Annotated in this window: 27 protein-coding genes; 13 read left to right on the top strand and 14 right to left on the bottom strand. The window is 71.4% G+C overall.

All coding sequences use genetic code 11. The features are described 5' to 3' along the window. Window positions 1–6: 6 nt before the first annotated feature. The 4 genes from Dsi01nite_RS04310 to Dsi01nite_RS04295 all read right to left on the bottom strand — a co-directional run bounded on the left by Dsi01nite_RS04310 (window position 7) and on the right by Dsi01nite_RS04295 (window position 4,104). Complete coding sequence (locus Dsi01nite_RS04310) at window positions 7–837, bottom strand: carbohydrate ABC transporter permease (protein ID WP_203844679.1); 831 nt, start codon at window positions 835–837, stop codon at window positions 7–9. Next, window positions 834–1,793 (bottom strand): carbohydrate ABC transporter permease, encoded by a 960-nt coding sequence (locus tag Dsi01nite_RS04305; protein ID WP_373318724.1) that lies wholly within the window; start codon window positions 1,791–1,793, stop codon window positions 834–836. Before Dsi01nite_RS04305 ends, Dsi01nite_RS04310 begins: the two co-directional genes overlap by 4 nt. A 10-nt stretch (window positions 1,794–1,803) precedes the next feature. After that, a complete protein-coding gene (locus Dsi01nite_RS04300) occupies window positions 1,804–3,051 on the bottom strand; it encodes an ABC transporter substrate-binding protein (protein ID WP_373318723.1) in 1,248 nt (415 codons plus the stop codon). A gap of 72 nt (window positions 3,052–3,123) precedes the next feature. Further along, on the bottom strand, window positions 3,124–4,104 hold the full coding sequence (locus Dsi01nite_RS04295) for a LacI family DNA-binding transcriptional regulator (protein ID WP_203844677.1): 981 nt from the start codon (window positions 4,102–4,104) through the stop codon (window positions 3,124–3,126). Between the two features lie 181 nt (window positions 4,105–4,285). Here Dsi01nite_RS04295 and Dsi01nite_RS04290 point away from each other — a divergent pair, with 181 nt between their 5' ends. From Dsi01nite_RS04290 to Dsi01nite_RS04265, 6 genes are all read left to right on the top strand, one after another. Next, window positions 4,286–5,494: a Gfo/Idh/MocA family protein gene (locus Dsi01nite_RS04290; protein WP_203844676.1), complete on the top strand. Its 1,209-nt coding sequence runs from the start codon at window positions 4,286–4,288 to the stop codon at window positions 5,492–5,494. Beyond that, window positions 5,487–6,899 (top strand): glucuronate isomerase, encoded by a 1,413-nt coding sequence (gene uxaC, locus Dsi01nite_RS04285; RefSeq protein ID WP_203844675.1) that lies wholly within the window; start codon window positions 5,487–5,489, stop codon window positions 6,897–6,899. The genes Dsi01nite_RS04290 and uxaC overlap by 8 nt, the downstream gene beginning before the upstream one ends. Beyond that, on the top strand, window positions 6,896–8,188 hold the full coding sequence (locus tag Dsi01nite_RS04280; protein WP_203844674.1) for an enolase C-terminal domain-like protein: 1,293 nt from the start codon (window positions 6,896–6,898) through the stop codon (window positions 8,186–8,188). The genes uxaC and Dsi01nite_RS04280 overlap by 4 nt, the downstream gene beginning before the upstream one ends. Further along, window positions 8,176–9,483 carry a mannitol dehydrogenase family protein gene (locus tag Dsi01nite_RS04275; protein ID WP_203844673.1) on the top strand — a complete coding sequence of 436 codons (1,308 nt, stop codon included), beginning with the start codon at window positions 8,176–8,178 and terminating at the stop codon, window positions 9,481–9,483. The genes Dsi01nite_RS04280 and Dsi01nite_RS04275 overlap by 13 nt, the downstream gene beginning before the upstream one ends. A 139-nt stretch (window positions 9,484–9,622) precedes the next feature. Continuing rightward, entirely contained in the window at window positions 9,623–10,636 is a 1,014-nt protein-coding gene (locus tag Dsi01nite_RS04270; protein ID WP_203844672.1) for a Gfo/Idh/MocA family protein, read from the top strand. Then, a complete protein-coding gene (locus tag Dsi01nite_RS04265) occupies window positions 10,624–10,959 on the top strand; it encodes a cupin domain-containing protein (RefSeq protein WP_203844671.1) in 336 nt (111 codons plus the stop codon). Before Dsi01nite_RS04270 ends, Dsi01nite_RS04265 begins: the two co-directional genes overlap by 13 nt. 114 nt (window positions 10,960–11,073) lie before the next feature. Here the strand turns inward: Dsi01nite_RS04265 and Dsi01nite_RS04260 are convergent, their stop codons facing one another. From Dsi01nite_RS04260 to Dsi01nite_RS04245, 4 genes are read right to left on the bottom strand one after another with little or no spacing between them, the layout of a single operon-like run. After that, complete coding sequence (locus tag Dsi01nite_RS04260; RefSeq protein WP_203844670.1) at window positions 11,074–11,652, bottom strand: TerD family protein; 579 nt, start codon at window positions 11,650–11,652, stop codon at window positions 11,074–11,076. Window positions 11,653–11,683: 31 nt separating this feature from the next. Next, window positions 11,684–12,319, bottom strand: a complete 636-nt coding sequence (locus Dsi01nite_RS04255; protein WP_203844669.1) for a TerD family protein — start codon at window positions 12,317–12,319, stop codon at window positions 11,684–11,686. Between the two features lie 44 nt (window positions 12,320–12,363). Continuing rightward, on the bottom strand, window positions 12,364–13,527 hold the full coding sequence (locus Dsi01nite_RS04250; protein ID WP_203844668.1) for a DUF475 domain-containing protein: 1,164 nt from the start codon (window positions 13,525–13,527) through the stop codon (window positions 12,364–12,366). A gap of 50 nt (window positions 13,528–13,577) precedes the next feature. Further along, the gene (locus Dsi01nite_RS04245; protein ID WP_203844667.1) at window positions 13,578–14,162 is read right to left on the bottom strand and encodes a TerD family protein; all 585 of its coding nucleotides are present in this window, start codon (window positions 14,160–14,162) and stop codon (window positions 13,578–13,580) included. A gap of 312 nt (window positions 14,163–14,474) precedes the next feature. On the opposite strand from Dsi01nite_RS04245, the gene Dsi01nite_RS04240 reads away from it, so the two are divergent. The 5 genes from Dsi01nite_RS04240 (at window position 14,475) to Dsi01nite_RS04220 (ending at window position 18,581) form a co-directional block, all read left to right on the top strand. After that, the gene (locus Dsi01nite_RS04240) at window positions 14,475–15,053 is read left to right on the top strand and encodes a TerD family protein (RefSeq protein WP_203844666.1); all 579 of its coding nucleotides are present in this window, start codon (window positions 14,475–14,477) and stop codon (window positions 15,051–15,053) included. 27 nt (window positions 15,054–15,080) lie between these two features. After that, window positions 15,081–16,277: a toxic anion resistance protein gene (locus tag Dsi01nite_RS04235; RefSeq protein ID WP_203844665.1), complete on the top strand. Its 1,197-nt coding sequence runs from the start codon at window positions 15,081–15,083 to the stop codon at window positions 16,275–16,277. Between the two features lie 7 nt (window positions 16,278–16,284). After that, window positions 16,285–16,767, top strand: coding sequence for a hypothetical protein (locus tag Dsi01nite_RS04230; RefSeq protein ID WP_203844664.1), 483 nt, complete (start codon window positions 16,285–16,287; stop codon window positions 16,765–16,767). Next, window positions 16,764–17,336, top strand: a complete 573-nt coding sequence (locus Dsi01nite_RS04225; protein ID WP_203844663.1) for a TerD family protein — start codon at window positions 16,764–16,766, stop codon at window positions 17,334–17,336. Before Dsi01nite_RS04230 ends, Dsi01nite_RS04225 begins: the two co-directional genes overlap by 4 nt. A 129-nt stretch (window positions 17,337–17,465) precedes the next feature. Next, entirely contained in the window at window positions 17,466–18,581 is a 1,116-nt protein-coding gene (locus Dsi01nite_RS04220) for a hypothetical protein (RefSeq protein ID WP_203844662.1), read from the top strand. 54 nt (window positions 18,582–18,635) lie between these two features. Here the strand turns inward: Dsi01nite_RS04220 and Dsi01nite_RS04215 are convergent, their stop codons facing one another. Beyond that, window positions 18,636–19,400, bottom strand: coding sequence for a CGNR zinc finger domain-containing protein (locus Dsi01nite_RS04215; protein WP_203844661.1), 765 nt, complete (start codon window positions 19,398–19,400; stop codon window positions 18,636–18,638). 78 nt (window positions 19,401–19,478) lie between these two features. Between Dsi01nite_RS04215 and Dsi01nite_RS04205 the strand changes: the two genes are divergently transcribed. Further along, the gene (locus Dsi01nite_RS04205) at window positions 19,479–21,056 is read left to right on the top strand and encodes an aminotransferase class I/II-fold pyridoxal phosphate-dependent enzyme (RefSeq protein WP_239135673.1); all 1,578 of its coding nucleotides are present in this window, start codon (window positions 19,479–19,481) and stop codon (window positions 21,054–21,056) included. Here the strand turns inward: Dsi01nite_RS04205 and Dsi01nite_RS04200 are convergent. Then, window positions 21,031–21,432, bottom strand: coding sequence for a hypothetical protein (locus tag Dsi01nite_RS04200; protein WP_203844660.1), 402 nt, complete (start codon window positions 21,430–21,432; stop codon window positions 21,031–21,033). The genes Dsi01nite_RS04205 and Dsi01nite_RS04200 overlap by 26 nt on opposite strands. A gap of 41 nt (window positions 21,433–21,473) precedes the next feature. Between Dsi01nite_RS04200 and Dsi01nite_RS04195 the strand changes: the two genes are divergently transcribed. After that, a complete protein-coding gene (locus Dsi01nite_RS04195) occupies window positions 21,474–22,331 on the top strand; it encodes an oxygenase MpaB family protein (RefSeq protein WP_203844659.1) in 858 nt (285 codons plus the stop codon). Here the strand turns inward: Dsi01nite_RS04195 and Dsi01nite_RS04190 are convergent. From Dsi01nite_RS04190 to Dsi01nite_RS04175, 4 genes are all read right to left on the bottom strand, one after another. Beyond that, the gene (locus tag Dsi01nite_RS04190) at window positions 22,273–22,908 is read right to left on the bottom strand and encodes a hypothetical protein (RefSeq protein ID WP_203844658.1); all 636 of its coding nucleotides are present in this window, start codon (window positions 22,906–22,908) and stop codon (window positions 22,273–22,275) included. The two genes, Dsi01nite_RS04195 and Dsi01nite_RS04190, sit on opposite strands and share 59 nt — an antisense overlap. Before the next feature lie 65 nt (window positions 22,909–22,973). Then, window positions 22,974–24,173 (bottom strand): sugar efflux transporter, encoded by a 1,200-nt coding sequence (locus Dsi01nite_RS04185; RefSeq protein WP_239135672.1) that lies wholly within the window; start codon window positions 24,171–24,173, stop codon window positions 22,974–22,976. A gap of 132 nt (window positions 24,174–24,305) precedes the next feature. Next, the gene (locus Dsi01nite_RS04180) at window positions 24,306–25,514 is read right to left on the bottom strand and encodes an ROK family transcriptional regulator (protein WP_203844657.1); all 1,209 of its coding nucleotides are present in this window, start codon (window positions 25,512–25,514) and stop codon (window positions 24,306–24,308) included. 126 nt (window positions 25,515–25,640) lie between these two features. Beyond that, window positions 25,641–26,711, bottom strand: coding sequence for a hypothetical protein (locus Dsi01nite_RS04175; RefSeq protein WP_203844656.1), 1,071 nt, complete (start codon window positions 26,709–26,711; stop codon window positions 25,641–25,643). Window positions 26,712–26,837 lie beyond the last annotated feature (126 nt).

Genomic DNA, 26,837 nt, shown 5'->3' with positions numbered 1-26,837 from the left:
CGGAACCTACCCCTTCAGGCCGGAGGTGTTGATGCCCTCGACCAGCATCTTCTGGAAGGCGAGGAAGAACAGGAACACGGGCAGCAGCGACAGGACCGACATCGCGAACATCGGGCCGATCTCGGACTGGCCCTGCGAGTCGATGAACAGCCGCAGCGCGACCGGCACCGTGTACTTGGGCAGGTCCGACACGTACACGAGCTGGCGGAAGAAGTCGTTCCAGGTCCAGATGAACGAGAAGATCGCGGTGGTCACGAGGGCCGGCCGGCTCAGCGGCAGGATGATGGTGCGGAAGACGCCGAACGTGGTGCAGCCGTCGATCTTCGCGGCCTCGTCGAGCTCGCGGGGGATGCCGCGCATGAACTGGACCATGAGGAACACGAAGAACGCCTCGGTGGCCAGGAAGTGCGGCAGGATCAGCGGCAGGTACGGGAACTCGCCGCCGACCAGGTCGAGCTGCCGGAACACGATGAACTGCGGGATGATGAGCACGTGCCCGGGCAGCAGCAGGGTGCCGACCATGATGGCGAACCAGGCGGCCCGCCCGCGGAACCGCAGCCGGGCGAAGGCGTAGGCGGCGAGCAGGCAGGACAGCGCGTTGCCGACGACGACGAGCAGCGAGACGATCGTGCTGTTGACGAAGAACCGGCCGAAGGTCGTGTCGAGGTGCGACCAGCCTTTGGGATAGTTGCCGGGGGTGAAGACCTCCGGCACGACGCCGTGGTTGCTGAGCATCTCCGGCTGGCTCTTGAGCGAGCTGCCGAGCACCCAGAACAGCGGGTAGAGGATGACCCCGAGCAGCGCGAGGATCACGACCGTGCGCAGAAGAGACCTCATCGCTCATCCCCGTAGTGCACCCAGAACCGGCCCGTGCTGAACAGCACGACGGTGAGCAGGCCGACGGCGAGCAGGAACACCCACGCGAGCGCGGAGGCATAGCCCATCTCGTAGTCGGTGAAACCCTTGATGTACAGGTAGAGCGTGTACATCAGGGTCGAGTCGACGGGACCGCCGGTGCCGCCGCTGATGACGAACGCCGACGTGAAGCCCTGGAAGCCGTGGATCGTCTCCAGCACCAGGTTGAAGAAGATGACCGGCGACAGGATCGGCAGCGTGATCGACCGGAACTTGCGGAAGGCGCCCGCGCCGTCGACGGAGGCGGCCTCGTACAGTTCGACCGGGACCTGCTTGAGCCCGGCCAGGAAGATGACCATCGGCGCGCCGAACTGCCAGATCGCGAGCAGGATCAGGGTGCTCAGGGCGTAGTCGGGGTCGTTGACCCAGCCGGGGCCGGAGATGCCGAACAGCGCCAGGAATGCGTTGAACGAGCCGTCCCGGCTGAACATCGACACCCAGACGATGGCCAGGGCCACGCTGCCGCCGAGCAGCGACGGCAGGTAGAACAGGCTGCGGTACAGGCCGACGCCACGGACCGCCTTGTTGAGCAGCAGCGCCACGCCGAGCGCGGCGGCGAGCTTCAGCGGCGTCGCGATGACCGCGAACAGCACCGTGACCTGCACGGCGTGCCAGAATGTCGGGTCCTCGGTGAACATCCGCTGGTAGTTGTCGAACCCGACCCAGTTCAGCTCGGACCAGTCCGACAGGATGTCGTAGTCGGTGAAGCTCAGCACCAGCGACATGAGCATCGGGATGGCCGTGATGGTGGCCAGCCCGATGAGCCACGGTGTCAGGAAGAGGTAGCCGGCGAGCCCTTCGCGACGGGGGCCCCGCGGTTCGACGCGGGGCCCCTTCGCCGCTCGGTGCAAAGGTGCCGGCGCGGTGGTCAGCGCCACTGGAAGAGCCTCACTTCGAGATTGCGGACTTCGCGGCCGTGACGAAGGCCTCGGCGGCCTGTGCGGGGGTGGCCTTGCCGGCCTGCACCGATTCGGCAGCCTTGATGAGTTCGGAGCGCAGCGTGCTGTGCCCCTTCAGCGGGACCTGCGGGGACGGCCCGAACGTCTTGCCCAGCGTGTTCTCGACCTCGATGGAGGTCTTCATGGCGGCGTCGGTGACGCTGCTCTGCACGGAGGCGCGGATGTCCATGTTGGGCGGCAGGCCGCGGTCGGTGCCGAGGACCTTGCCGACCTCGGGGTCGTTGGCGAGGAAGTTGATGACGTCGACCGCCACGTCCTTCTTGTCGCTGCCCCGGTAGACGGAGAAGTACAGCGCCGCGCGGGCCCACTGTGCCTTCGGGTCGCCCGGGTACGCCACGACGCCGAGCTCGTCCTTGGTGTTCTTCTGCAGCTCGGGCAGCTGGTTCACCCAGACCCACGAGGTAAGCGCTTTCCCGGTCACGACAAGCTGCTTGGTGATGTCGGTGGCGTTGCCTTCGCGGATCACGTCGGCGGTCGGGGTGGCCTTGCGGTCCCGGGCGCCCTTCCACAGGTCGAACCAGGCGGTCACGTCCTGCGCCGTGAAGCCGAGCTCCTTGTCCTTGTACAGGTCCTTGCTCTGCTGGCGCAGCCAGATCCAGAACGCCTTGTAGTCCGCGCTCGGGTCCTGCGTGCCGGGGACCTTCGTGGCCGTGGTCGCGGTCGCGGCCCAGTCGATGAACGCCTCCCACGTCATGCCGGTGGTCGGCAGCGGCTGGTTGGCCGCGGCGAGCTTGGTCTTGTTGAACACCAGGCCCTGCGTGTTCTCCCCGAAGGCGACGCCGGCCAGCTTGCCGTCCACGACGCCGTACTTCCACAGGCTCTCGGGGAACTTCGAGGTGTCGAGCTTGTTCGACTTCTGGTACGACGTCAGGTCGAGCGTGACGTTGCGCGACGCGTACTCCGTCAGGAAGTTGTCGTCGATCTGGAAGATGTCCGGCGCGTCGTTGCCGGCCGTCAGCGTGGCGAGCTTGTCGAAATACCCCTGGTTGGCCTGCCACGTCTTCTTGAACGTGACGTTGGGGTGCTTCTTCGTGTAGAGGGCGAGCGCCTCTTCGGTGAGCTTGGCACGGGCGTCGCCGCCCCACCAGAAGATGCTCAGCTCGACGGGCTTCGTTGAGTCGACCGCTGGTGCCTCGCCGCCGTCGTCGCCGCAGGCGGCAAGCGGAGCTAGCAGCACTGCGGCGAGGGCGGTTGCCAGAAGTCTACGGCGGGGTGTTCCGGACATGGCGTGTCACTCCCTGGCAGGGGATCAATGAGGGTTGGGTCCGGTGGAGTCACGCACGATGAGCTCCGTCTGGAGCGTCACCAGTGCGTTCGTGCGGCGTTCGTCGTCGTGCTGCAGGAGCATGTCGACGGCCGCCCGCCCGGCGGCCGCGGTCGGGGTGGAGACCGTGGTCAGCTTGGGGCGGATCAAGCGGCTGAGCATGATGTCGTCGATCCCGACGACGCTGAGCTCGCCCGGGACGTCCACGCCCCGGTCGTGCAGTGCTTCGAGCAGTCCGATCGCCATGAGGTCGTTGTAGGCCAGCACGGCGGTCGCTCCGGTGGCCCGCACGGCGTCGCACGCGGCGGCTCCGGCGGCCTCGGTCGGTTGGTGCGGTCCGAGCACGGTCAGGTTGGCACCGGCGAGCTTCGCCGCGGCCATCGCCGACCGCCGGATCTCCCGGTTGGTCCACGAGCCGCGCGGCCCGCCGAGCAGGGCGAGGTCGTGGTGGCCGAGACCGACGAGGTGCTCGATCGCGGCCTTGGCGCCGTTCGCGACGTCCATGACCACCGCGGGGAGCCCGTCGACGGCCCGGTTGACCACGACCAGCGGCACCTCGCGGCGCAGCTTCTCGATCAGGTCGTTGCTCATGCGCGGGCTGCACAGCAGCACGCCGTCGACCTGCTTCGCGAGTGCCTGGACGAGCTGCTCCTCCATGATCGGGTCTTCGTTGGTGTCGGCGACGAAGAGGTGGTAGTCCCGCTGCCGGGCCTGCGACTCGGCCGCCTTGATCAGTGGTGGGAAGAACGGGTTGGCGATGTCGGCGACGATCAGGCCGATGTTGTGGGTCCGCCCGGTGATGAGCGCGCGGGCCGCACGGTTGGGCCGGTAGCCGAGGCTCTCCGCGGTGGACAGCACCCGGCTCCGGGTGTCCGGGTTGACCAGATGCGGTGCTGAGAACGTGCGCGACACGGTGGAGACATGGACGCCGGAAGCGCGGGCTACATCTCGAATAGTGGCGGGCACGGAGTCATTAATGCAAACGGTTGCTGTCATGTCAACGCCCATGGATGCAGAAAATCCAGGGGTATTGACCCGGCGGACGGTCATGGAGCATGGTGTCGCTGCAACCCTTTGCAGTCGCCGCACCAGTCACAGCACCAGTCACAGCGGCAGTCACGGCAGCAGTTCCAGGGAGCGACCACCGATGCACACCCGCTACGCGATCGTCGGCACCGGGTCGCGCGCTGAGATGTTCACGCGCGCACTCACCGGGCCGCATCGCGACACCTGCGCGCTCGTCGCGCTCGCCGATCCGGAGCCGCACCGCCTCGCCGTGCACAACGCGCGGCTGCCGGCGCCGGTCCCCACCTATCCAGCCACCGAGTTCCGCCGCATGCTGCACGAGGAGAAGGTCGACGTCGCGATCGTCACCACCGTGGACCGGGTCCACGACGAGTACATCGTGGCAGCCCTCGAGGCAGGGTGCGACGTGCTCACCGAGAAGCCCATGACCGTCGACGCGCAGCGCTGCGCCCGAATCCTCGACGCGGTGCGGCGTACCGGCCGCCGGGTGCGGGTCACCTTCAACTACCGGTACAACCCCTTCCATGAAACTTTCAAGCGACTGATCGCCGAGGGTGAGATCGGCGAGGTCGGCTCCGTGCACTTCGAGTGGCTCCTCGACGTGCGCCACGGGGCCGACTACTTCCGCCGCTGGCACCGCGCCAAGGCCAACTCCGGCGGCCTGCTGGTGCACAAGTCCGGGCACCACTTCGACCTGGTCAACTGGTGGCTCGACGACGACCCGGTCTCGGTGTACGCGCAGGGCCGGCTGTTCTTCTACGGTTCGGAAGGCACCGGCGCGACCGCGCCGAAGGAACGGTTCGCGCTGGGCGAAGACCCGCACCGCGACGTGCTGTACACCGGCACCGGCGACGGATACCGGCGCGACCAGGACGTCTTCGCGCCCGGGATCACCATCGAGGACGACCTCGCCGTCCTGGTCCGCTACGCCCGCGGCGCCACGATGACCTATCACCTGACCGCCTACGCCCCCTGGGAGGGCTACCGGGTGATGGTCAACGGCAGCAAGGGCCGCCTCGAGCTGGAGGTGGTCGAGACCGACCACGTCGCACCCGGCGCCACCGGGCTCATCAAGGGCGACGAGCCGGGCCGGGCCACGCTGCGCGTCCATCCACATTGGAGCGAGCCGCGCGAGATCCCCATCCCCTACGAGCGGGAGGGCCACGGCGGCGGCGACGCCCGCATGCTGGCCGACCTGCTCGGTGCCGGCCCGCCCAGCGGCGTCGCCGCCGCGGAGGCCGCGGACGGCGCCCGCGCGCTGCGCATCGGCCTGGCCGCCAACGAATCCATCGCCTCAGGGCTGCCCGTCAGGATCCGACACGATGCATGAAGACCAGTTGCTCCCCGCCGAACCCGGGATCAGGAGCATCGCACGGGAGCTGTACCGGCACGCCAGGGACCTCCCGCTGATCAGCCCGCACGGCCACGTCGACCCGGCGATCATCGCCGACGACCGGCCGTTTCCCGACCCGGCCAGGCTCATCGTCGTGCCCGACCACTACGTCACCCGGATGCTCGCCAGCCAGGGCATCGCCCCGCACGAGCTCGGGGTGCCCACCGTCGACGGCAGCCCGACCCAGACCGACGGGCGCACCATCTGGCGGCTCCTGGCCGCCAACTGGCACCTGTTCCGGGGCACCCCGTCGCGGCTGTGGACCGAACGGGTCCTCGCCGACGTCTTCGACGTCACCGTGCCGTTGCGCGTCGACACCGCCGACCTCGTCTACGACCTGCTGTCCGAGCGCCTCGCCGACCCCGCGTTCCGCCCGCGGGCGCTGTTCGAGCGGTTCAACCTCGAGGTCCTCGCCACCACCGAGTCGCCGCTGTCGGACCTGACCGCGCACGCCAAGCTCGAGGCCGACGGCTGGGGCGGGCCGGGCGGGCGGGTCATCACCACGTTCCGGCCCGACGACGTCGTCGACTTCGAGTGGCCCGGCTGGGCCGGCCGGATCGAGCAGCTCGGCGTGACCTCGTTCCCGCAGTTCCTGGAGCGCCTGCGGGAGCGGCGGCAGGCGTTCATCGCCGCCGGCGCCACGTCCAGCGACCACGGCCACCCGACCGCCGCGGCCCTGGCCCTGTCCCCCGCGCACGCCACCGCGTTGTTCAACCGAGCCCTCACCGGCAAGGCCGACAGCCGCGACGCGGAGCGGTTCCGGGCGCACATGCTCGTCGAGTTCGCCCGGATGTCCGTCGACGACGGCCTGGTCATGCAGCTGCACCCGGGCGCGGTCCGCAACCACAACACCGCCCTGTTCGCCCGGCACGGCCGCGACGTCGGCGGCGACATCCCCTCGCCGACGGAATACGTGCGCTCGCTCAAGCCGCTGCTGGACGCGTTCGGCACCGACCCGAGGTTCCGGATCGTGCTGTACACCCTGGACGAGACCGCGTTCACCCGGGAGCTGGCGCCGCTCGCCGGCGGCTACCCGGCGGTGTTCCTCGGCGCGCCCTGGTGGTTCCTGGACAGCCCCGAGGGGCTGCGCCGGTTCCGGGAGACGGTCACCGAGACCGCCGGCTTCGCCAACACCGCCGGCTTCGTCGACGACACCCGCGCGTTCTGCTCCATCCCGGTCCGGCACGACGTCGCCCGCCGCGTCGACGCCGGGTTCCTGGCCCGGCTCGTCGCCGAGCACCGCCTACCGCTCGACGAGGCCGCCGAGACGATCGCGGACCTCGCGTACCACCTGCCCAAACGCGTCTACGCACGCACCGTCCTCGCTCAAGGAGCACGATGATCACCGGGTTGACCGTCCACGACGTCAGGTTCCCCACCGCCGCGGCGGGTGACGGGTCCGACGCGATCAACCGCGGCGACTACTCCGCCACCTACGTCGAGCTGACCGGCGACGACGGCGTCACCGGCACCGGCCTCACGTTCACCAACGGCCGCGGCAACGAGATCACCTGCGCCGCCGTCGAGGCCCTGGCCCATCACGTCGTCGGGCACACCGTCGAGGAGCTGTGCACGGTGGAGGGGTCCCGGACCCTGACGGCCGACGTGCAGCTGCGCTGGCTCGGCCCGGAGAAGGGTGTCATCGCCCTGGCCGCCGGCGCGATCCTCAACGCCGTATGGGACCTGCGGGCCCGCCGGGCCGGGAAGCCGATGTGGCAGCTGCTCGCCGAGCTGCCGACCGCCGACCTGCTCGCCGCCGTCGACTTCCAGCACATCACCGACGCGCTCACCCGCGACGAGGCCGCCGCGATCCTGGACAAAGGGCTGCCGGTGTACGAGGAGCGCCTGGCCCACGCACGCACCGCCGGCCTGCCCTCGTACACGACGTCGGTCGGCTGGCTCGGCTACCCGGACGACAAGGTCCGGGCGTTGACCCGGCAGGCCGTCGCCGACGGCTGGACCGCGGTGAAGATGAAGGTCGGCGGCGCCATCGACGACGACGTGCGGCGGGCCCGGATCATCCGCGAGGAGATCGGCCCCGACGCGCTGCTCATGCTCGACGCCAACCAGGTGTGGGACGTCGACGAGGCGATCGCCAACCTGGGCCGCCTCGCCGAGGTCGACCCGTACTGGATGGAGGAGCCGACCCACGCCGACGACGTCCTCGGCCACGCCCGCATCCAGCGCGCCCTCGACACGATCACCGGGGGCCGGTGCCGGGTCGCGACCGGTGAGGTCGCCGCCAACCGGGTCATCTTCAAGCAGCTGCTGCAGGCCGACGCGATCCGTGTCATGCAGATCGACGCGTGCCGGGTCGCGGGCGTCGGCGAGGTCCTCGCCGAGCTGCTGCTCGCCGCGAAGTTCGGGGTGCCGGTCTGCCCGCACGCCGGCGGTGTCGGCCTCTGCGAATACGTGCAGCACCTCGCGTTCTTCGACTACCTGCGGATCACCGGCAGCATGGAGGGGCGGATGGTGGAGTACGTCGACCACCTGCACGAGCACTTCACCGACCCGGTCACCGTCGTGGACGGCCGCTACCAGCTGCCGGCGCTGCCTGGGTACAGCGTCGAACTGCACCCCGCCTCGATCGCGGAGTTCTCCTTCCCGGACGGCCCGGCATGGCGCGGCTGAACCGCTCGGCGCCCGTGAAGGTCGAGCCGCTGATCCGGCCGGGCGACGCGGGCGCCGGGGTCCTGCACTTCGGGCTGAGCGCGTTCCACCGGGCGCACCAGGCGGTGTTCACCGAGGACGCGATCGTCAGGGGCGGCGGCGACTGGGCGATCGTCGGCGTCGCACCCAGCTCCCACGCCGTGCTGGACGCGCTGCGGGCGCAGGAGATGCTGTTCAGCGTGCTCACCGTCGACGGACCGGACGCCGACGCCCGGGTCGTCGGCGTGTTCGACAGTGTCCTGCACGCCGGGTCCGAGCCGGGCGCGGTGCTGCGGCGGCTCGCCGACCCCGCGATCCGGGTCGTCACGCTCACGGTCACCGAGAAGGCCTACGCGCCGGGCTCGGCGGTGCTCGACCTGATCGTGCGGGGCCTGCGCCTGCGCGAGACCCCCCTCGCCCTGGTCAGCTGCGACAACCTGCACGGCAACGGTTCGCGGCTGCGGGGCCTCGTCGGCGACGCGCTGGACGACCCGGACATCATGGCGCTGCTGAGCTTCCCCGGCACCATGGTCGACCGGATCGTGCCCGCCACGACCCCGGCCACCCTCGACCGGGTCGAGTCGCTGGTCGGCGCCCGTGACGAGGCCGCCGTCGCCGCCGAGCCGTTCAGCCAGTGGGTCATGCAGGACGACTTCGCCGGCGGCCGGCCCGCCTGGGACCTCGCCGGTGCCGTGCTCACCGCCGACACCGCCCCCTACGAGCTGCGCAAGCTGCGGGTGCTCAACGGCGTGCACTCGGCCCTGGCCTACCTCGGCGCGCTCGCCGGCGCGCCCACCGTCGACGCCGCCCTGGCCCTGCCCGGCTGCCACGCCGCCATGGAGCGGTTCATCGCGTCCGACATCGCGCCGACCCTGACCGAGCTGCCCGTCATCCCGTACGGCGAGCAGGTGCTGCGACGGTTCGCCAACAGTGCCCTGCGCTACCGCACGCTGCAGGTCGCCGGGGACGGCAGCCAGAAGCTCCCGCAGCGGCTGCTCGGCACCGTCGCCGACCGGCGCGCCGCGGGCGCGGTGCCCAGCTACGCCGCGCTCGTCCTCGCCGCCTGGATCCGGTTCGTGGGCGGCCGCGCCGACGACGGCACGGCACTCCCCCTCGACGATCCCCTCGCGGGCTCGTTGCGCGGCGCGTCGCCGTCGCGGGCCCTCGAGCTGCTGTCGCCCGGGCTCGCCGACGACGCACCGCTGCGCGCCGAGATCGACCGGTGGCTACGGGACCTGGAGCGGCACGGCGCCGCGGGCGTGCTGGCGGCGCTGTGAGCGGCCAGCGAAGCGGCTCGGGCCGCTCACCATCGGCACAGGTTGGGCTCAGGCCGGCGCCGGAGCGCAGCGGAGGCGACGGCATGAGCGGCCAGCGAAGCGGCTCGGGCCGCTCACCATCGGCACAGGGTGGCACGGCATGAGCGTCCCCACGATCGCGCTCATCGGGGCGTCCGGGCACGGGCGCCGGCACCGGCAGCACATCGAGGACCTCGGCGACCGGGTCCGCCTCGTCGCCCTCGGCGACGTGCAGGGCCTGCCCGGCGAGGAACTGCCGGTCTACACCGACCACCGGCGGCTGCTCGCCGAGCACAAGCCGGACTACGTCGTCATCTGCACCCCGCCGCACACGCACCTGCCGATCGCGCTCGACGCCGTGCACGCCGGCGCGGACCTGCTCCTGGAGAAGCCGCCGGTGCTCGACCTCGACGCGCACGAGCGGCTGTCCGCGGCGCTCACCGCGACCGGGCGGCGCTGCCAGGTCGGCTTCCAGGCGCTCGGCTCGCCGACGCTGCCGGCGCTCGCCGCCCTCGGCCTGGGCCGGCTGACGCACATCGCGGTCGCCGGCGCGTGGTGGCGGCCCGCGACGTACTGGACCCGCTCGCCGTGGTCGGGCCGCCGCGCCGTCGACGGTGCCCTCGTCAACCCGTTCGCGCACGCCCTCATGCAGGCGCTCGCGATCGGCGACGTCCGTCCACCGTGGACACTCGAGCTGGAGCGGTTCCGCACCAGGGACATCGAGGTCGAGGACACCGCCGCGCTGCGCCTCACCCCGGTGGACGGCCCCGTCATCACGGTCGCGGTCACCCTGGCGTCGACGGAGTTCATCGCCGGCGACATCACGGTCACCGGCGCCGATGGTGCGGCGCACGTGGTGTACCCGACCGACCGCCTCGACGGCGTCGAACTGCCGGGCCGCGTCGGGCTGCTGGAGAACCTGCTGTCCGGCGACCCGCTGCTCGTGCCGCTGTCCCGGACCGCGCCGTTCACGGCCCTGGCCGCCCAGATCATGGCCGCCCCCGACCCCGTGCCGTTGACCGGCGTCGCGCACGACGACGGCGTCGCCATCCCCGGCATCGCCGACCTCGTCCGCACCGCGGCCGCCCGGCACGCGCTGCTCAGTGAAGTGGGAGACCTGCCATGCGCAAGCTGACCGTCGCCGACCTGCCCGACGGCGGCACCCCCGCCACCCTCGCCGCGCTCGGCACCGGCTGGGGACCCGTCATCCGCGGCGGCATCAGCCGCTACGACGCCCCCGGCCACCGCACCCACGACGAGTCGAACCCGCACACCCACGACGTGCCCGAGATCTTCACGATCGTGCAGGGCAGCGGATACGTGGAGAGCGACGGCACCCAGGTCTCCCGGTTCCAGGCCGGCGACCTGCTCATCATCCCGCCCGGCGAGGACCACCACCTGGTCAGCGACGGCGCCGTCCCGCTCGTCTTCACCTGGATGCACCTCGGATCCCTCTGACCACACTCCCCGTGATCCGGTAGACCCTGTGCACTCAGGGGTACACAAGGTCTACCGGATCACGAAAACCGCGCCCGCCCCCGGACCGGGGACGGGCGCGGTTGTAACGAACCGTCAGAGGTGCGTCGCGACGGCCGGCAGCAGGTCGCGGAACGTGCGTCCCGAGGCCTGGGTGCCGATCGCGGTCATCGTCCAACCCTGCTGGTCACGGGTCAGCTTGGCCATGACCTGGGCCGTGTGCGGGCCCGAGCCGCTGAGGTCGAACCGGGCCAGCTCGGCGCCGTTGGTCTCGTCGACCAGGCGGCAGTAGGCGTTCTCGATCTGGGCGAAGCTCTGCCCGGTGAACGAGTTGACCACGAACACCAGCGTGCGGACGTTGAGCGACAGGCCGACCAGGTCGACGATGATGCTCTCGTCGTCGCCCTCGCCCGCGCCGGTCGTGTTGTCGCCGGTGTGCTGGACCGCGCCGTCGGTGCTGCGCAGCTGGCGGAACCACACCTGGTCGACGAGCGCGTTGGCGCTGTCGAACAGCAGGCAGGACGCGTCCAGGTCGATCGACTGGGTCTTCAGGCCGCCGAACAGGCCCTTCTTCTTCATCGCGTCCCAGCCGAGGCCCATGCGGACCTTGGTGAGCGTGCCACCGCCGCCCTTGACGAGCGAGACGGACTGGCCCTTGCTCAGACTCACACCCATACGTACGCCTTCCGGAAAGTCGACAACGCTGTCATTTGCGGCCGGCCGCCCAGCGCATGCCCCAGCCGTAGGTCTCGTCGAGCAGGCGCTGGCCGCCGCGCACGTAGCGGACCTCGCGGCGCACGGACACGTCGGTGCCGTTGCCCTCGATCATCGCGATCGCGCACATCATGGCCGACGGGTCCGGCTCGTCGAGGTGGATCTCCAGCTGGGGCCCGGCGACCGGGAAGAGGGTCACCACGGCCTGGGCCGCGGCCCAGTTCGGGGTGCCCTCGTAGATGAACGCGAACACCAGGATCCGGCGGATGTTCGCGGCGTACCGAAGGTCGACGAAGAGGTTCTCGCCGCCGGTGTTCGTGCCGCTGCGGTCGTCGCCGTCGAGGCGGCAGATCGGGTCACGGCCCAGGGTGTGCACGTCGCGCAGCGAGTCGCCGAGCGCCTGCACGACCCCCTTGGAGCCGTCGGTGTACTCGTAGAGACAGCCGAGGTCCAGGTCGATGCCCTTGGGCTTGCGGCTGAACAGCCCGCCCTTGGCGGCGGGCTGCGCCCAGTTGAGGTTGACCCGGAGGATGCCCGCGGCCCCGCCCTGTTTGGCGAGCGAGACCGCCGGCGCCGCCTTGGTCAGCGTGACCTTGGACAGCGAGACCGGGTTGTTCGGGTTCGTCATGGCGTTGCCTACCTTCCCGGGACGGGGACGCGGGGGTTGTGGAACTAGGAACGGCCGGCGAGGCTCTCGGCGGGCTCCTCGGCGGCCGGCTCGCCGCCACCGTTGCGGCGGTTGAGCACCACCGACGACAGGAACGCGGCGAGGATGAAGCCGACACCGATCAGGCCGGTGACGACCTCGGGCACCTCGTACTTGATCCCGACGAGCAGGATCGCGGCCAGGGCGCCGATGGCCCAGTGCGCGCCGTGCTCGAGGAACACGTACTCGCTCAGGGTGCCCTTGCGGACCAGGTACACCGTCAGCGACCGGATGTACATCGCACCGACGCCGAGGCCAGCGGCGATGACGAAGATGTCCTGGCTGATGGCGAACGCGCCGATGACACCGTCGAAGGAGAACGACGCGTCGAGCACCTCGAGGTAGAGGAACAGGAAGAACGCGGCCTTGCCGGCCACCTGGACGACGGCGTTGGGGCCGGACTTGCCCTTGTCGATGTCGCCGGCGTCGCCGTGGATGCCGGCGCCCTTCGGCTTCTCGTCCTCGTCCTCTTCCTCGTCGTCGCCGAGACCACCGGCGTTCTCGAAGAGCTCACCGAGGCTGTTGACCAGGATGTAGACGGCGATGCCGAGCACGCCGGAGACCATGACCGTGCCGACGTCCTTGGCCAGGGTCTCGGCCGCGACGACGAGGATGGCCAGGGAGATCACGACCGACAGCTGGTCCAGCTTGCCGATCTTGGCGAGCGGCTTCTCCAGCCAGGTCAGCCAGGTGTGCTCGCGGGTCTCGAAGATGAAGTCGAGGAAGAGCACGAGCAGGAACATGCCACCGAAGGCGGCGATGCTCGGGTGCGCCTCGTGCAGCAGCGCCGCGTAGGTGCCCGGCGTGTCGACCGACCCGCCCTCGAGGGCGAGCCGGACGACATCGATCGGGTTGAGCGAGGCGGTGATGCCGACCAGGAGCAGCGGGAAGATCAGGCGCATGCCGAACACGGCGATGAGGACGCCCACGGTGAGGAACAGCCGCTGCCACCAGGGGTTCATCCGCCCGAGCACGGTCGCGTTGACCACGGCGTTGTCGAACGAGACCGAGATCTCCAGGATGCACAGGATGGCGACGATCAGGAAAGCTTGTGGCCCACCGAGGAAGAAGGCCGCGGCGAGTGTCACTGCGGTTACCCCCAGCGACCAGCCGAATGTCTTCAGGAACATCTGTCACACCGTTTCGGGCTCATCGGGGATGTTGCGGTGCGCCGACCTTACTATCCGACGTTGACGCCGAAGTCCCCAGCGATGCCGCGAAGCCCGGATGCGTATCCCTGACCGACCGCGCGGAACTTCCATTCGGCGCCATTTCGGTACAATTCGCCGAACACCATCGCGGTTTCGGTGGAAGCGTCCTCGCTCAGATCGTACCGCGCGAGCTCGACGCCGTCGGCGCTGTTGAAGACGCGGATGAAGGCGTTACGAACCTGGCCGAAGGACTGCGAGCGGGTCTCGGCGTCGTAGATGGACACCGGGAAGACGATCTTGTCGATCTCGGCCGGCAGGGCGGCCAGGTTGACCTTGATCTGCTCGTCGTCGCCGCTGCCCTCACCGGTGAGGCTGTCGCCGGTGTGCTGGATCGAGTTGTCCGGCGTCGCCAGGTTGCCGTAGAAGATGAAGTGCTTGTCGGAGAAGACCTTGCCCTCGGCGTTGGTCGCGATGGCCGAGGCGTCCAGGTCGAACTCGGTGCCGGTGGTCGTGCGGACATCCCAGCCGAGGCCGACGGTCACTGCCGTCAGACCGGCGGGACCCGCCTGCTTGGTCAGTGAGACGTTGCCACCTTTGGTCAGGCTGATGCCCATACCGATCTCCAGTCTTTCGATGTTTTGCCTACTGTTCCCCCGGCGTCAGGCGGCGCCGACGGCTGATCATGATGGTGCCCGCCCGAGAGTATCGTCCGGCCGCCAGGGACAGCCGACGTTCCCTCGTTCGTGCGGGCGGCTCCGCTTGAAGCGTTGGGGTAGGCTCCGGCTTGTTCGATCAATGTTCGACACTAACCGGAAGCGCGTTAGCTTTGAAGGCGGCTCCGGTGTCGTCGATCAGCCGGATGAATATATCCGACAGGCCGATCGGACATGGTTGACGACCACAACGAGAGCGCGAGGAGAGTTCCCATGTCCGTCACCCTCACCAAGGGCGGCAATGTCTCGCTCACCAAGCAGGCGCCGAACCTTCGCGCGGTGATGATCGGCCTCGGCTGGGACGAGCGGTCCACGAGCGGCGCCGAGTTCGACCTCGACGCGAGCGCGCTCATGCTCGGCGAGAACGGCAAGATCCTGTCCGACCAGCACTTCGTCTTCTTCAACAACCTGAAGAGCCCCGAGGGTTCGGTGGAGCACACCGGCGACAACCTCACCGGTGGCGGCGACGGTGACGACGAGAAGATCCTGGTGCAGCTCGCGCAGGTGCCGGCCCAGTGCCACAAGATCGTGTTCCCCGTCTCGATCTACGAGGCCCCCCAGCGCGGCCAGAACTTCGGCCAGGTCCGCAACGCCTTCATCCGGGTGGTCAACCAGGACGGTGGCGCCGAGCTGACCCGCTACGACCTCACCGAGGACGCCTCGTCGGAGACGGCGATGATCTTCGGCGAGCTCTACCGGCACGGCGGAGAATGGAAGTTCCGCGCCGTCGGCCAGGGGTATGCCTCCGGGCTGGCCGGGATCGCCCGGGACTTCGGCGTCAACGTCGGCTGACCCGCACCAACTCTGAAAGGCCCTGGGATGTCCGAACTCGATCTCGGCGGCGCTCCGCAGCAGGGCGCACTCGTGCTGACCCCTCCCGCACCGGTCGTGGTCGTGGAGCCGGCACAGGCTGCCGGCGCCGTGCCCGTGCAGTCGGAGAAGCAGCTCGAGCTGCAGCGCAAGGCCGCGGCCTTCGTCGAGGAGCTCGCCGCCATCGACACCAACTCGCCGGCCTTCACCCAGAAGGTCGCGTCGATCACGTCGATGGGCGAGCAGGACATGCGCGCGGCGGCCGGGATGTCCAACCGCATGTTGGAGCGTCCCGCCGCCGCCCTGGGCCGGGGGCGCAACGCCGCCGCCGACCCGCAGGTGAGGGTCGCCAACACCCTCGTCGACCTGCGCTCGACGATCACCGAGCTGGACCCCAACCGGGCCGACCTGACCGGCGTGCAGAAGGTCCTGAAGTGGCTGCCGGGCGGTGACAAGATCGACCGGTACTTCGCCAAGTACAAGTCGGCGCAGTCGCACCTCAACGCGATCATCGGCGCGCTGGAGTCCGGACAGAACGACCTGCGCAAGGACAACGCGGCCATTGAGACCGAAAAGGTCAACATGTGGACCACGATGGGCCGCCTCGCCGAGTACAACGAGCTCGCCGCGGCCCTCGACGCCGCGATCGAGGCGAAGGTCACCGCGCTGGAGCACTCCGGCCAGACCGAGGCGGCCTCGACGCTGCGCTCCGACGCGCTGTTCCCGGTCCGGCAGCGCCGGCAGGACATCATGACCCAGATGGCGGTCAACGTGCAGGGCTACATGGCCCTCGACCTGGTCCGCCGCAACAACCTGGAGCTCATCCGCGGCGTCGACCGGGCGCAGACGACGACCATCGCCGCGCTGCGGATCGCGGTCATCGTGTCGCAGGCCCTCGCCCGGCAGAAGCTGGTCCTCGACCAGATCACCCAGCTCAACACCGTCACCTCGAACCTCATCGAGGCGACGTCGCAGCAGCTCAAGACGCAGGGCGCGGCGATCAACCAGCAGGCCGCCTCGTCGACCATCGACATCAACAAGCTCCAGGCGGCGTTCGACAACGTCTTCGCCACCATGGACGCGGTCGACACCTTCCGGGCGCAGGCGGTCGACTCGATGGCCCAGACGGTGCACGCCCTGGAGGGCCAGATCGAGCGCGCCAGGCCGTATCTGGAGCGCACGCGGCGCGGCGAGCAGACCGGCTGAGCCACCCGTGCGCTGGCTACGATGGTGGGGGGACGACGACGAGACGCCGCCCCCCGCCGATCCGCAGGCCGACCAGCTCACCGATCCCGAGCAGATCCGCAAGCGGATCGTCGAGGCGGAGCACTTCGTCAACCAGCACGCGTCCCGGTTGCCGGCAGCCGCCGTGGTCAAGGCCCGCTGGCTCACCGACACGCTCCGGGAGATCCTGGACACGTCGGCGAACCGGCCGCTCGACATCCACGCCGTGCTCCTGGTCCGCAACACCGTCGACGACTTCCTGCCGACCACCCTTCGCAGCTACCTGACTCTGGAGGCGTCGATGCGCGACCGGCCTGCCCCGGTCCCCGAGCTGCTGTCCCAGCTCGATCTGCTGCAGGAGGCCGCGTCCAACATCCTGGTCGCCGTGCGCGGCCAGGACCGTGACGCCCTCGCCACCCAGGGCAACTTCCTGCGCACCAAGTTCACCCGCTCCGACCTGGACCTGCCATGAGTGTTCCCAAGGAGATGAAGCGCGGGGCCAACGTCACCCTCACCCGGGAGATCCCCGACCTGCGGGGGGTCGTGCTCGGCGTGCAGTTCGACGCCGGCCTGGAGCGGGTGCTCACCGACAACATCGTCGTCGCCGCGATCCTCTGCCGCGGTGACGGCGAAGCCCTCTCCGACCGCCACTTCGTGTACTTCAACCAGCTCGCCTCGCCCGACCTGTCGGTGCAGCAGCTGCGCGAGGTCGTCGGCGAGGACCACGACCAGATCGAGGTCGACCTGTCCGCCGCGCCGGCCGAGGTCACGCGGATCGTCGTCGTCATGTATGTCAACGAGGGCACCGCGGTCCGCCGCACCCTCGGCCGGCTCAAGACCTGCGTCATCAGGGTCCTCAACCTCGACGGCAACGCGGAGCTGATCCGCTCGGAGAACCTGGCGCCGGCCCTGAACCTGGAGACCGGCCTGGCGCTCGGCGAGCTCTACCGGCACAGCGGCGGATGGAAGTTCAAGGTCATCGGCGACGGTTACGCCAACGGCGTCACCGCCCTCGCGGCCGACTACGGGATCCGGTTGTGAGCGGCCAGCGCAGCGGCTCGGGCCGCGAACCAGCAACACAGGGTCGGCTCGCGCCGACGCCGAAGGCGGCGGTGTGAGCGGCCAGCGCAGCGGCTCGGGCCGCGAACCAGCCGCGCCGAAGGTGCCGGCGTGAGCAGCACGGACGACCTGTCCTGGCTGCGGCACCGCGCTCTCGTCCGCTCGGCCCCCGCCGCCGCTGACGACCTGTCCTGGATCCGGCACCGCCGCCGGCCCGCCGACACGACCACCCCGGCGACCCGGACCGCACCGGCACCGCCGGCCACCTCCCTGGACCTCGGCGGCGGCAACGACACCTCCCTCGACCTGCCCACCGGTCCGGCACCCGCGATTTCCGGCGGCGTCAGCGGTACGCCCACCGCCCCGCCCGCCACGAACACCTCGCTGGACCTGTCCGGCGGCGCGACGTCCCTGGATCTGGGCGGCAGCGGCACCTCGCTCGACCTGCCCACCGGCGCCCCGGCGCACGGCGGCACGTCCCTGGACCTGTCCCCCGGCGGCCCGCCGCCGCCACCGTCGCGCGGCGGCACGTCCCTGGACCTGTCCGCCTCCCCGGACGTGCCCGGCGCCTCGCCGACCGTGCCCGGCACCTCCCTCGACCTGTCGCCAGGCCCCGCCCCGTCCCCCGCACCGGCCGCGCCCGGGCCGCCCGGTCCGGCAGCGCCGCCGCCCGCGTTCACCCCGCCGCGGACGCAGGGCTCCGCGCCGACGGTGCTGTCGCCGCGCCAGCCGTCGGTGCAGCTGACCCGGCTCCAGTCCGGCATCGGCGCGCTGACCTTCGAGGCCGCCTGGTCGCCGGACGAGGGGTTCGTGCTCGGGTGCGCGTACCAGATGGACTCCGGCTGGTCGTCGGTCCTGCGTCAGGGTGAGACGTTCGGGCCCCTCGTGCTGGACCGGCACGCCGGGCACCAGCGGCTGCGCCTGGACCTGCTGCACGGCCGGCACCTGCAGCGGCTCATCGTGTTCGGGGTGCCCGCGGTCGACCCAGGGCCGCACTGGGCCGGGACGCTGCTCATCGGCACCCACGGTCAGGCCCGCATCGAGGTGCCGGTGCAGCCTCCGCCGCCGGGTCCGACGGTGCTGTTGTCGCTGTACAACGTCGACGGCGAGATCGTCCTGCGCGCCGAGGCCCAGACGGTGCCCGGCCGGATCCGCGACGCCTGCCTGGCCTTCGGCTACGACCGCATCGCCTGGCGCGACGCCGACACCGCGATCCCGCCGGCCTGACCCACTGCCCTAACCCGCGCTGCTCTTACCCGCGCTGCCCTGACCCGCGCTGCCCTAACCCACATCGCCCCGAACCGAACTGTCCCCACCTTCGCCGCCCCGAGCCGCGCCGCCTCCACCCGCGCCGTTCGCAGCCGCGCCGTTCGCAGCCGCGCCGTTCGCAGCCGCGCCGTTCGCAGCCGCGCCGTTCGCAGCCGCACCGCCCCCACCCGCGCCGTCCCCCGCCGCATCGTCCCCCGCCGCATCGTCCCCAGCCGCATCGTTCCCAGCCGCACCGGCCCGAACCGCGCCGCGGCGGGCCCGGTAGGCGGCCGCCTTGACGCGGTTGCCGCACTCCTCCATGCCGCACCACGCGCGGTTGCCGGCCCGCGAGCGGTCCACGAACAGGCGCGTGCACTCCTCCAGGGCGCATTCCCGGACCGCGGCGATCTCGGGCCCGCCCAGCAGCTCGGCCGCAGCAACCGCCACCGCGGCCCCGATCGCGGTCGCATCGCCCACCCGGCGGATCCCGCCGGCCGTCAACGTCACCCGCGGTGGCACCGCCGCGGCCGCCGTGTTCAGCGCCCGGAGGTCCCGCGCCGGCAAGGCGCGGCCGGCCAGGGCGGCGGTGGTCAGGCCGTACACCTGCTCGCGCAACACCAGCAGCGCCGTCAGGTCCGGCGTCGACACCGCGGGGGGCGCCGTCAGCACGCCCGCCTCCACGGCCCAGCGGCCCGCGTCCGCCGGGGTGCCGAGGAGCTCCTCCGGGGCGCTGCGGCGCCACTTGAGCGTGCCGGCGAAGTCGAGGGCGAGGTCACCGCTGACGAACACGAACGTCACGTCACCACCTTGACAGGTGACGCCGCCCCGGCGCAAGGTTGGCGTCACCGGTCAGACAGGTGACGCGAGGGGATGGGCATGATCAGCGCCGAGGAGTACCTCTACTACACCGACCGCGCGCTGGACGGCATGGTGCGCATCGTCACCGAGCTCGGCGACGAGCGGGCCGGCCGGCGGCCGCTGCCCGGCGCGAACTCACCGTTCGCGCTGCTGACGCACTGCCTCGGCGTGGTCGAGTTCTGGGCCGGCAGCCTGGTCGCGGGGCGGCCGACCGAGCGCGACCGGGACGCCGAGTTCACCGCCGAGGGCCGGGTCGCGGACCTCGTGGCGCGGGTCGCCGAGGTCCGCGCCCGGTTCGCCGCCGACGTGCGCGGCGCCGCGCCGCAGGACCCGCCGCGCGGCACGCCCCCGCGCGGGTTCCAGGGCCCCGACCGGGTCGACACCCAGGGTGGTGCGCTGCAACACGTCTTCGAGGAGCTCGCCCAGCACCACGGGCAGATGGAGATCCTGCGCGACTGCATCGCGCCGCGACGCGGCGACGACACCGCACGGCTGCGCGCCGGGCACGGGGTCAAGTGGGGCGTGACGGTGCCGGGCACGATCGGCGCCTGGGTCGCCGACATGGACCTCGGCGTCTCCCCCGCGATCCGCGACCGCCTCCTCGAGGTGGTGCACCGCGAGGACTTCGGCTACCCGTTCTGGCGCGGCGAGGACCCGGTCGTCACCGCGTTCGAGGACTGGATGCGGGTGCGGCACGGCTGGACCCCGTCGGCGGGGCACACCAGGATCTTCACCGACCTGCTGCAGATCCTGCAGGTGATGGTCGAGCACACCACCGCGCCCGGCGACGGGGTCGCGATCCACGTCCCGGCGTATCCGCCGTTCCTGGCCAGCATCGCCCGCGCCGGCCGGCGGATCGTGCCGCTGCCGATGCTGGATGACGGCACCCGCTGGACGTTCGACACCGACCGGCTCGCGGAGCGGCTCGCCGGGTGCCGGCTGCTGGTCGTCGTCAACCCGCAGAACCCGACCGGCCGGATGTTCGACCGGGCCGAGCTGGCGGCCCTCGCCGAGGTCGCCGAGCGCCTGGACCTGGTCGTGCTCGCCGACGAGGTGCACGCCGACCTCACGCACGGCGCGCGCCCGCACACCCCGTTCGCCTCCCTCGACCCGGCGACGGCGGCGCGGACCGTCACCGCGACCTCCGCGACGAAGGCGTTCAACCTGGCCGCGCTGCGTCTCGCCGTCGCGCACGTCGGCCCCGCCGCGGTGCGGGCGTCCCTGGACGCGCAGCCCATCGACCTGCACGGCACCCCGAGCATCATGGGCCGGGTCGCGACCACCGCCGCGTGGCGGGAGTCGACCGGCTGGCTGGAGCAGACCCGGGCGCTGCTGCGGGCCAACCGGGACGCGGTCGCCGCACGGCTGCCGCACCGGCCACCGGAGGCGACCTACCTGAGCTGGATCCCTTGGGGCGGCACGGATCCGGCCGGGGACCTGGAGCGGACCGCGAGGGTGAAGCTCAGCCCCGGCGCCGAGTTCTCCGCCGGGACCACGGTGGACACCAGCGGGTTCGTCCGGCTCAACTTCGCCACCGGTCCCGCGGTCCTCGCCGAGATGCTGGACCGGCTCAGCGGACGCGGTGCGCCGCGTTGACCTCCAGCGGCACCTCCAGCACGTCGGCCAGCCAGGGGGCGCCTTCGACGTCGCTGGAGTTGACAATCACCGACCAGCGCCCGTAGTCGATGCGATGGCCGAAATTGACGCCGCCCCGGTGGTGCGGCGAGTGGGGGAAGTCGGCGGCGCCGAGGGCGGCCCGCAGCCGCCGGAGCTGCCCAGGGGTCAGCCGGGACCAGATCACCTCCCGGTCGCCGATCAGCGCCCGCCCGGACGCCCAGATCACGACGAGGTCGTAGGTTCCGGCGAACCCGCCGCCGCTGTACACCCGGATCAGCACCCGATCGATGCCGGACCACAGGACCGCACCGGCGAGGACGACCCCGGCGACCAGCAGAGCCCCGCGACGTCGCACTGATTTCACCATGAGCCACCGGATCCGTAGACTGCACAGCCATGCGGGGGATCAGAAGGGGTCGATATGACAATCTGCGACGCATCCAGGGCAGTGACCCCGGCACCGACTACCTGCTGATCCACCAGCTGACGCTGCGCGAGGAGTTCCCCTGGGACATGCGGATGGCGTTCAACCTAGCGTTCAACCGGTCGTTCGCGCTGCCCCGCGTCGCCGAAGGCCTGGTCAGGACCGGCCGGGTGCTGACCGAGCCGCGCCGGCGCGCCGACGACACCGGCATCATCATGTACGAGATCCTCCTGCACGGCTTCGAACACCCCCGTGGGCGGCTGGCGCTGCGCCTGCTGAACGAGGCGCACCACAACGTCGCCGCGGATCCGGCGGACAGCGTCTACGTCCTGGCGGCCCTGGTGGTCGTGCCGATGCGGTGGTTGCAGCGGTACGGCTGGCGCACACCCGACGAGCACGAACGTGAAGCGGCCGCCCGCTACTACCGCGAGGTCGGCCTGCGGATGGGGATCCGCGACATCCCCTCCGGATACGGGGCCTTCGAGGCGTGGTTCGACGCGTACGAGGCGGCGCACCTGCGGCACAGCCCGGAGGCGGAGCGGATCGAGCGGGTCACCCGCGAGCTGCTGCGCGGCCGCGTCCCGAAACCGTTGCGCGGCGTGGCCGACGCGCTCATCGCCGCCCTGTACGACCCGCCGCTGCGCCGCGCCTACGCGGTGCCGGACCCGCCGGCCTGGGCCCGCACCGGGCTCCACGTGGCGCTGCGGGCGCGGGCGCTGCTGCTGCGGCTGGCCCGGCCGCGCACCACGCCGCTGTTCGCGGACGGGATCGTCACGAAGTCCTACCCCGACGGCTACGACCTGGCGAAACTGCGGCAACGGTCGTCGTGACCCGCGCCAGGGACGGTGTGCGCGGCGTCGAGCCGAAGCCGAAACGCACCGGCGGGTCGACGTCGGCCAGAGGTCCGAGGTCGGCGCCGTCCCAGGTCGCGGTCGCGGCGGTGATCCGGTGGAGGTCCTGCACGCCGTACCACTCGTGCCGGTCGTTGCCGGCGCTGCCGTGGGTGCGCACGCCGGGCAGCAGCAGGCGGGCCGGGCCGCCGATCGCGGCGATCCAGCGGGGGTGCCGGGCCACGAAGGGCGGCACGCACCGCAGCAGCCCACCCAGCGCGCCGCGCCCTCCCGTGGTGAACCGCAGGCGGAGCGGACCGGCTTCGGCGGCCCAGGTCGTACCGACGCGGAAAACGTCGACGACGGCAACCTGGACCTCGTCGAAGCGATAGGTCGAGGCGACGAAATCGGCGAGCTCCGCGCTGCCGGCGAGCAGGACGCGGTGGCCGTCCGGACGTTCGAGCATGACGTCGCTGACCGGGCCGAACGGTGACCGCGGCCAGTGTCCCAGGACGATCCTGGTCCCGCCGCCGGTCCCGATCCCGGCGATCCAGCCGTCGAAGCGTGCCGTGTTCATCGTCGTTTCGAGGTGTACATCGTCGCGTTGTCCGTCGTGTTCATCGTCGCGTTTGTCCGTCGCGTCTATCGTCGCGGTGTTCGTCGTCGTCTCGAGGTGAGCAGGAGTGTCACGCCCGCGGCGCACAGCAGCGCGGCGGCGGCGTAGGCGTAGCGGTAGCCGAAGTGCTGGGCGAGGCCGAACAGCGGGCCGGCGAGGATCGCGGCGACCGGATAGGCGTTGCCGGCGAGGGTGGCGGCGCGACCGGGCTCACCGGGCAGCATCTCCTGCACGTAGGAGATGCCGAGACCCTGCACGGCGGCGATGAAGCTGGCGTTGACCAGCTGCGCGGCGGCCACCTGCCAGGTGTGCGCGGAGGCGGCGACGAGCACGTAGTAGAGCACGCCGAGGCCCGCGCCGATGACGACCAGGCGGTGCAGCGGCCAGCGGGTGGACAGCGCGCCGAAGCCGAGCATCAGCGGGATCTCCAGGGCGGCGCACAGGCCGAGCACCAGGCCGGCGTCGCGCACCGAGCCGCGCAGGTCGTGGCTGAGGAACAGCGCCATCGCCTGCACGCCGAGCGTTCCGGCCGCCTGCAGCAGGGTGAGCGCGGCGACGACCTGCAGCACCGTTGCCGGCGCGTGCCCTCGCTCGACCTGCGCCGGCTTCGGGGCCCTTTCGACGTCCTCGAGGACGAACACGGCGACGATCACGGCGATGGCGTACATCGCGGCGGCGGTCAGGTACAGCACCCGGAACCCGCCGGCCTGCAGGAGGATCGCCGCGAGCGGCGGTCCGGCCACCCACGCGATCGAGAACAGCATCCGCAGCGTGCTGATCGTCATCGCGGCGCGGGTCGAGCCGCGCCGTTCCAGGATCTCCCGGGCGTAGGCGAAGGCCTGCGGGAACAGCGACCCGCTGATCGCGGTGACCGTCACCGTCAGGGCGAGCAGCACCCAGTAGTCGCGCACGAACGCGGTGGCGGTCGCGCCGACACCACCGGCGGCGGCCGCGGCGGCGAGGATCTGCCGGCGGACCGGGCGCCGGTCCGACAGCCGGCCGATGAAGGTCGACGACACGACCATCGACACCGGCCCGGCGATCAGGAACGCGGCGACGTGCACCGGGTCGGCCTTGACGGCGGTGCTGAGGAACAGCGACACGAACGGGCCGACGACGGCGGTCGACAGGCCGACGAACAGGAACATCGCGCCGAGCGGCACGAGGAGCCGGCCTTTTGGAGCGGTGATGCTGACAGGGGTGCTGACCGGGGCGCTCGTTACCACGAGCCGTCACATTACCGCTAAAGACGATGCCGCGGCGGGATTATTTGTCGTTCGTCACAGTGCCGGCTCGCCTCGTTCACCGTGACAGCGCCGGCTGGCTTCGTTCACCGTGACAGTGCCGGCCGGCTTCGTTCACAGTGTTGGTGATGCTGCCGCGAACGGGACGGTGTCGACGCCCAGGGCGAGGGCAACCCCGCCGAGGGCGGCGGCCCGCAGCGACAGGGCGCTCTGCACGACCTCGACCGACGCCGCCGCGGCGGTGAACGCCGTCTCGGCGAGGCCCCGCTGCAACGGCTCGCGCAGGATGTCCGTCGCCGCGCCGAGCTCGTCGCCGAGCAGGACCCGCTGCGGGTTGATCAGGTTGACGAGGTTGCCGAGCGCGTAGCCGAGCTGGGTGCCGGCGTCCGCAAGGAGCCGCCGGCAGCCGGGGTCGCCGGCCTGCGCGAGCGTGATCAGCCCGGCCAGGTCGGTGAGGTCGGGATGGGACAGCCGCGCGTGGCTGAGCAGGGCCCGCCCGCCCACGGACAGCTCGACGCAGCCGCGGTTGCCGCACCGGCAGACCGGGCCGCGGGCGTCGAGGGTCACGTGGCCGAGCTCGCCCGCGGTGCCGGCGGCACCCCGGTAGAGCCGGCCGTCCAGGACGATCCCGGCGCCGATGCCGGTGGCGAGCTTGACGTAGACCAGGTCGGCGCAGCCCCGGCCGGCGCCCCACACGTATTCGCCGAGGGCGGCCAGGTTGGCGTCGTTGTCGACCCGGACGGGCAGCGACAGCCGGGCGGTGAGCTCGTCGGCCGGCAGCACGTCCGCCCAGCCGGGCAGCATCCCCGGTGACCCTATGCGCCAGTCCCGGGTGATCGGCGCCGGCACCCCGAGCCCGACGCCGACGACGTCGGCGCGGGTGGCGCCGATGCCGTGCAGCGCGGCGTCGACGAGGGTGGTGCCGAGGTCCAGGGCCTCACGTGGCCGGTCGTCGATGTCGAAGTCGGTGCGGGACTGCCGCTCGGTCAGCACGGCGTGGCCGAGGTCGGCGAGCGCGACCCGCACGTGCCGGCGGCCGACGTCGACGCCGACCGCGATCCCGGCCCGCCGGGTCAGCCGCACCACGGACGCCGGGCGGCCGCCGACCGGCTTGGCGGCGGCGCCCACCTGCTCGCTCACGAGGTCGGCGCCGCCGAGGTCGGCGAGGGCCGAGGACACGGTCGGGCGGGACAGACCGCTGAGGTGCACGAGCTCGGCGCGGGTGCGCGGGCCGTACAGGCGCAGCGTCTCGGCCACCCGCCGGCCCGCACCACCGGTCTCGGGGTGCCAGAGGGTGTGAGGATCGATGCGCTGGGCCGCCACGGCGCGATCCTCACGGGACGGGCGTGTTCTGTCAAGGACTTACCGAAACTATCGCCCCAAACCGGTATGCGGCGAGGGCATCTGTCAGGAGTTGACAGAACCGCGTTCAGCTGTCCCGGGACAATCCTAGTCGCTGTTCATCCAGTTCCAGTTCGTCTCCTCGGCGGGCACCCCCGCCTCGGCGAACAGCTCCCGGACCCGGTCCCGGGCCTGCCGCAGCGGCCGCCCGTCGCCGATCCTGCCGGCGGCGATCAGGTCCCGGAAACACTGTGCCAGGCGGGCCTCCTCACCGCCGCCCGGGGCCGCGCCGAGCACCTCGTTGAGGCGGCGGATCGAGGTGTACGGGGTGCGCACGCCATACGCGTACTCCCTCCCGGGGTCGCCGGGGCGGGGCAGGTACTCGTACTGCTCGCGGAAGGTGATCGTGCCCTCCTGCGGGTCGGTGGTGAGCGTCAGGGTGAAGACGCAGTCGGTGTCGGCGCGGTGCACCCGCAGCAGGCGTTCGGTGTGGGCCAGCCCGGTCTGCCTGGCCGCCGTGCCGGCGGCCGCGAACCAGGCGGCCGCGACGTCGCGGGCTCCTTCGGGGGGCAGGTCGCCGGCCTCGACGGCGGCCGCGAAGCAGGCGGCGAGGCGATCGTCCATCCTTGGCCGGCCGGCCTTCCCGTAGCGGCCCTCCAGATGTGCCACCAATCGCTCCAGGTCGCCCATCGGTGCGGACACGGCGTCCACGTTGGCCGGGTCGCGGTGTCCACCGGTGCGGCGCTCCTCCTCGAAACAGAAGGTCTGCGGGCGCGGGCCGACCCAGAACCGCAGGGTGAGGTGCCGGTCACCGGCGCGCAGGACCTCGTGGACGCGCTCGCGGCCGCCGACCTTGCGGGGCAGGCCGGCGTCGAGGATCCAGCGCTCGACGAGGTCGCGGTTGCCGCCGGGCGGCAGGTGCGGGCCCAGCTCGCCGGCCGCGATCCGCTGCCGGAACACCTCGACGACCTTCCGCTCGCTGTCCACGGTGGACTTCGCCAGCAGGGCGATGGCGCGGCGGCCGGTGTCGACCTCGAAGGTGTGCCGGCCGCCGCCGCGTTCGTCGTACACCTCGGCGAAGCGAAACCCGAAGAGGTCCGACGTCGAGTCCCAGAACTGCAGCAGCAGGGTCCTGCGACGGTCGCCCTCCTCGGTGGCGAGCAGCTCGACGGTGGCCATGCCGACACGGTAACGGCTGATGGATGTTTCCCCCATCTATCCGGACGTCCCGGTCATCGCGGACCTGGCGCATGCAAAAAATGTCGCACCCGGTGACTAACGTGCCGGGGGTCAAGGAAGTCCGAC

The organism is Dactylosporangium siamense (assembly GCF_016862795.1).
Classification (GTDB): Bacteria; Actinomycetota; Actinomycetes; order Mycobacteriales; family Micromonosporaceae; genus Dactylosporangium; species Dactylosporangium siamense.
Note: the sequence above shows the minus strand (reverse complement) of the source record. Positions and strands in the feature narration are given on the sequence as shown.

Bases quoted from the DNA above. Each gene is read 5' to 3' on its own strand.
- Dsi01nite_RS04310 (WP_203844679.1), bottom strand. From the start codon at position 837: ATGAGGTCTCTTCTGCGCACGGTCGTGATCCTCGCGCTGCTCGGGGTC.
- Dsi01nite_RS04290 (WP_203844676.1), top strand. From the start codon at position 4,286: ATGCACACCCGCTACGCGATCGTCGGCACCGGGTCGCGCGCTGAGATG.
- uxaC (WP_203844675.1), top strand. From the start codon at position 5,487: ATGCATGAAGACCAGTTGCTCCCCGCCGAACCCGGGATCAGGAGCATC.
- Dsi01nite_RS04280 (WP_203844674.1), top strand. From the start codon at position 6,896: ATGATCACCGGGTTGACCGTCCACGACGTCAGGTTCCCCACCGCCGCG.
- Dsi01nite_RS04275 (WP_203844673.1), top strand. From the start codon at position 8,176: ATGGCGCGGCTGAACCGCTCGGCGCCCGTGAAGGTCGAGCCGCTGATC.
- Dsi01nite_RS04270 (WP_203844672.1), top strand. From the start codon at position 9,623: ATGAGCGTCCCCACGATCGCGCTCATCGGGGCGTCCGGGCACGGGCGC.
- Dsi01nite_RS04265 (WP_203844671.1), top strand. From the start codon at position 10,624: ATGCGCAAGCTGACCGTCGCCGACCTGCCCGACGGCGGCACCCCCGCC.
- Dsi01nite_RS04260 (WP_203844670.1), bottom strand. From the start codon at position 11,652: ATGGGTGTGAGTCTGAGCAAGGGCCAGTCCGTCTCGCTCGTCAAGGGC.
- Dsi01nite_RS04255 (WP_203844669.1), bottom strand. From the start codon at position 12,319: ATGACGAACCCGAACAACCCGGTCTCGCTGTCCAAGGTCACGCTGACC.
- Dsi01nite_RS04250 (WP_203844668.1), bottom strand. From the start codon at position 13,527: ATGTTCCTGAAGACATTCGGCTGGTCGCTGGGGGTAACCGCAGTGACA.
- Dsi01nite_RS04245 (WP_203844667.1), bottom strand. From the start codon at position 14,162: ATGGGCATCAGCCTGACCAAAGGTGGCAACGTCTCACTGACCAAGCAG.
- Dsi01nite_RS04240 (WP_203844666.1), top strand. From the start codon at position 14,475: ATGTCCGTCACCCTCACCAAGGGCGGCAATGTCTCGCTCACCAAGCAG.
- Dsi01nite_RS04235 (WP_203844665.1), top strand. From the start codon at position 15,081: ATGTCCGAACTCGATCTCGGCGGCGCTCCGCAGCAGGGCGCACTCGTG.
- Dsi01nite_RS04225 (WP_203844663.1), top strand. From the start codon at position 16,764: ATGAGTGTTCCCAAGGAGATGAAGCGCGGGGCCAACGTCACCCTCACC.
- Dsi01nite_RS04205 (WP_239135673.1), top strand. From the start codon at position 19,479: ATGATCAGCGCCGAGGAGTACCTCTACTACACCGACCGCGCGCTGGAC.
- Dsi01nite_RS04195 (WP_203844659.1), top strand. From the start codon at position 21,474: ATGCGGGGGATCAGAAGGGGTCGATATGACAATCTGCGACGCATCCAG.
- Dsi01nite_RS04190 (WP_203844658.1), bottom strand. From the start codon at position 22,908: ATGAACACGGCACGCTTCGACGGCTGGATCGCCGGGATCGGGACCGGC.
- Dsi01nite_RS04175 (WP_203844656.1), bottom strand. From the start codon at position 26,711: ATGGCCACCGTCGAGCTGCTCGCCACCGAGGAGGGCGACCGTCGCAGG.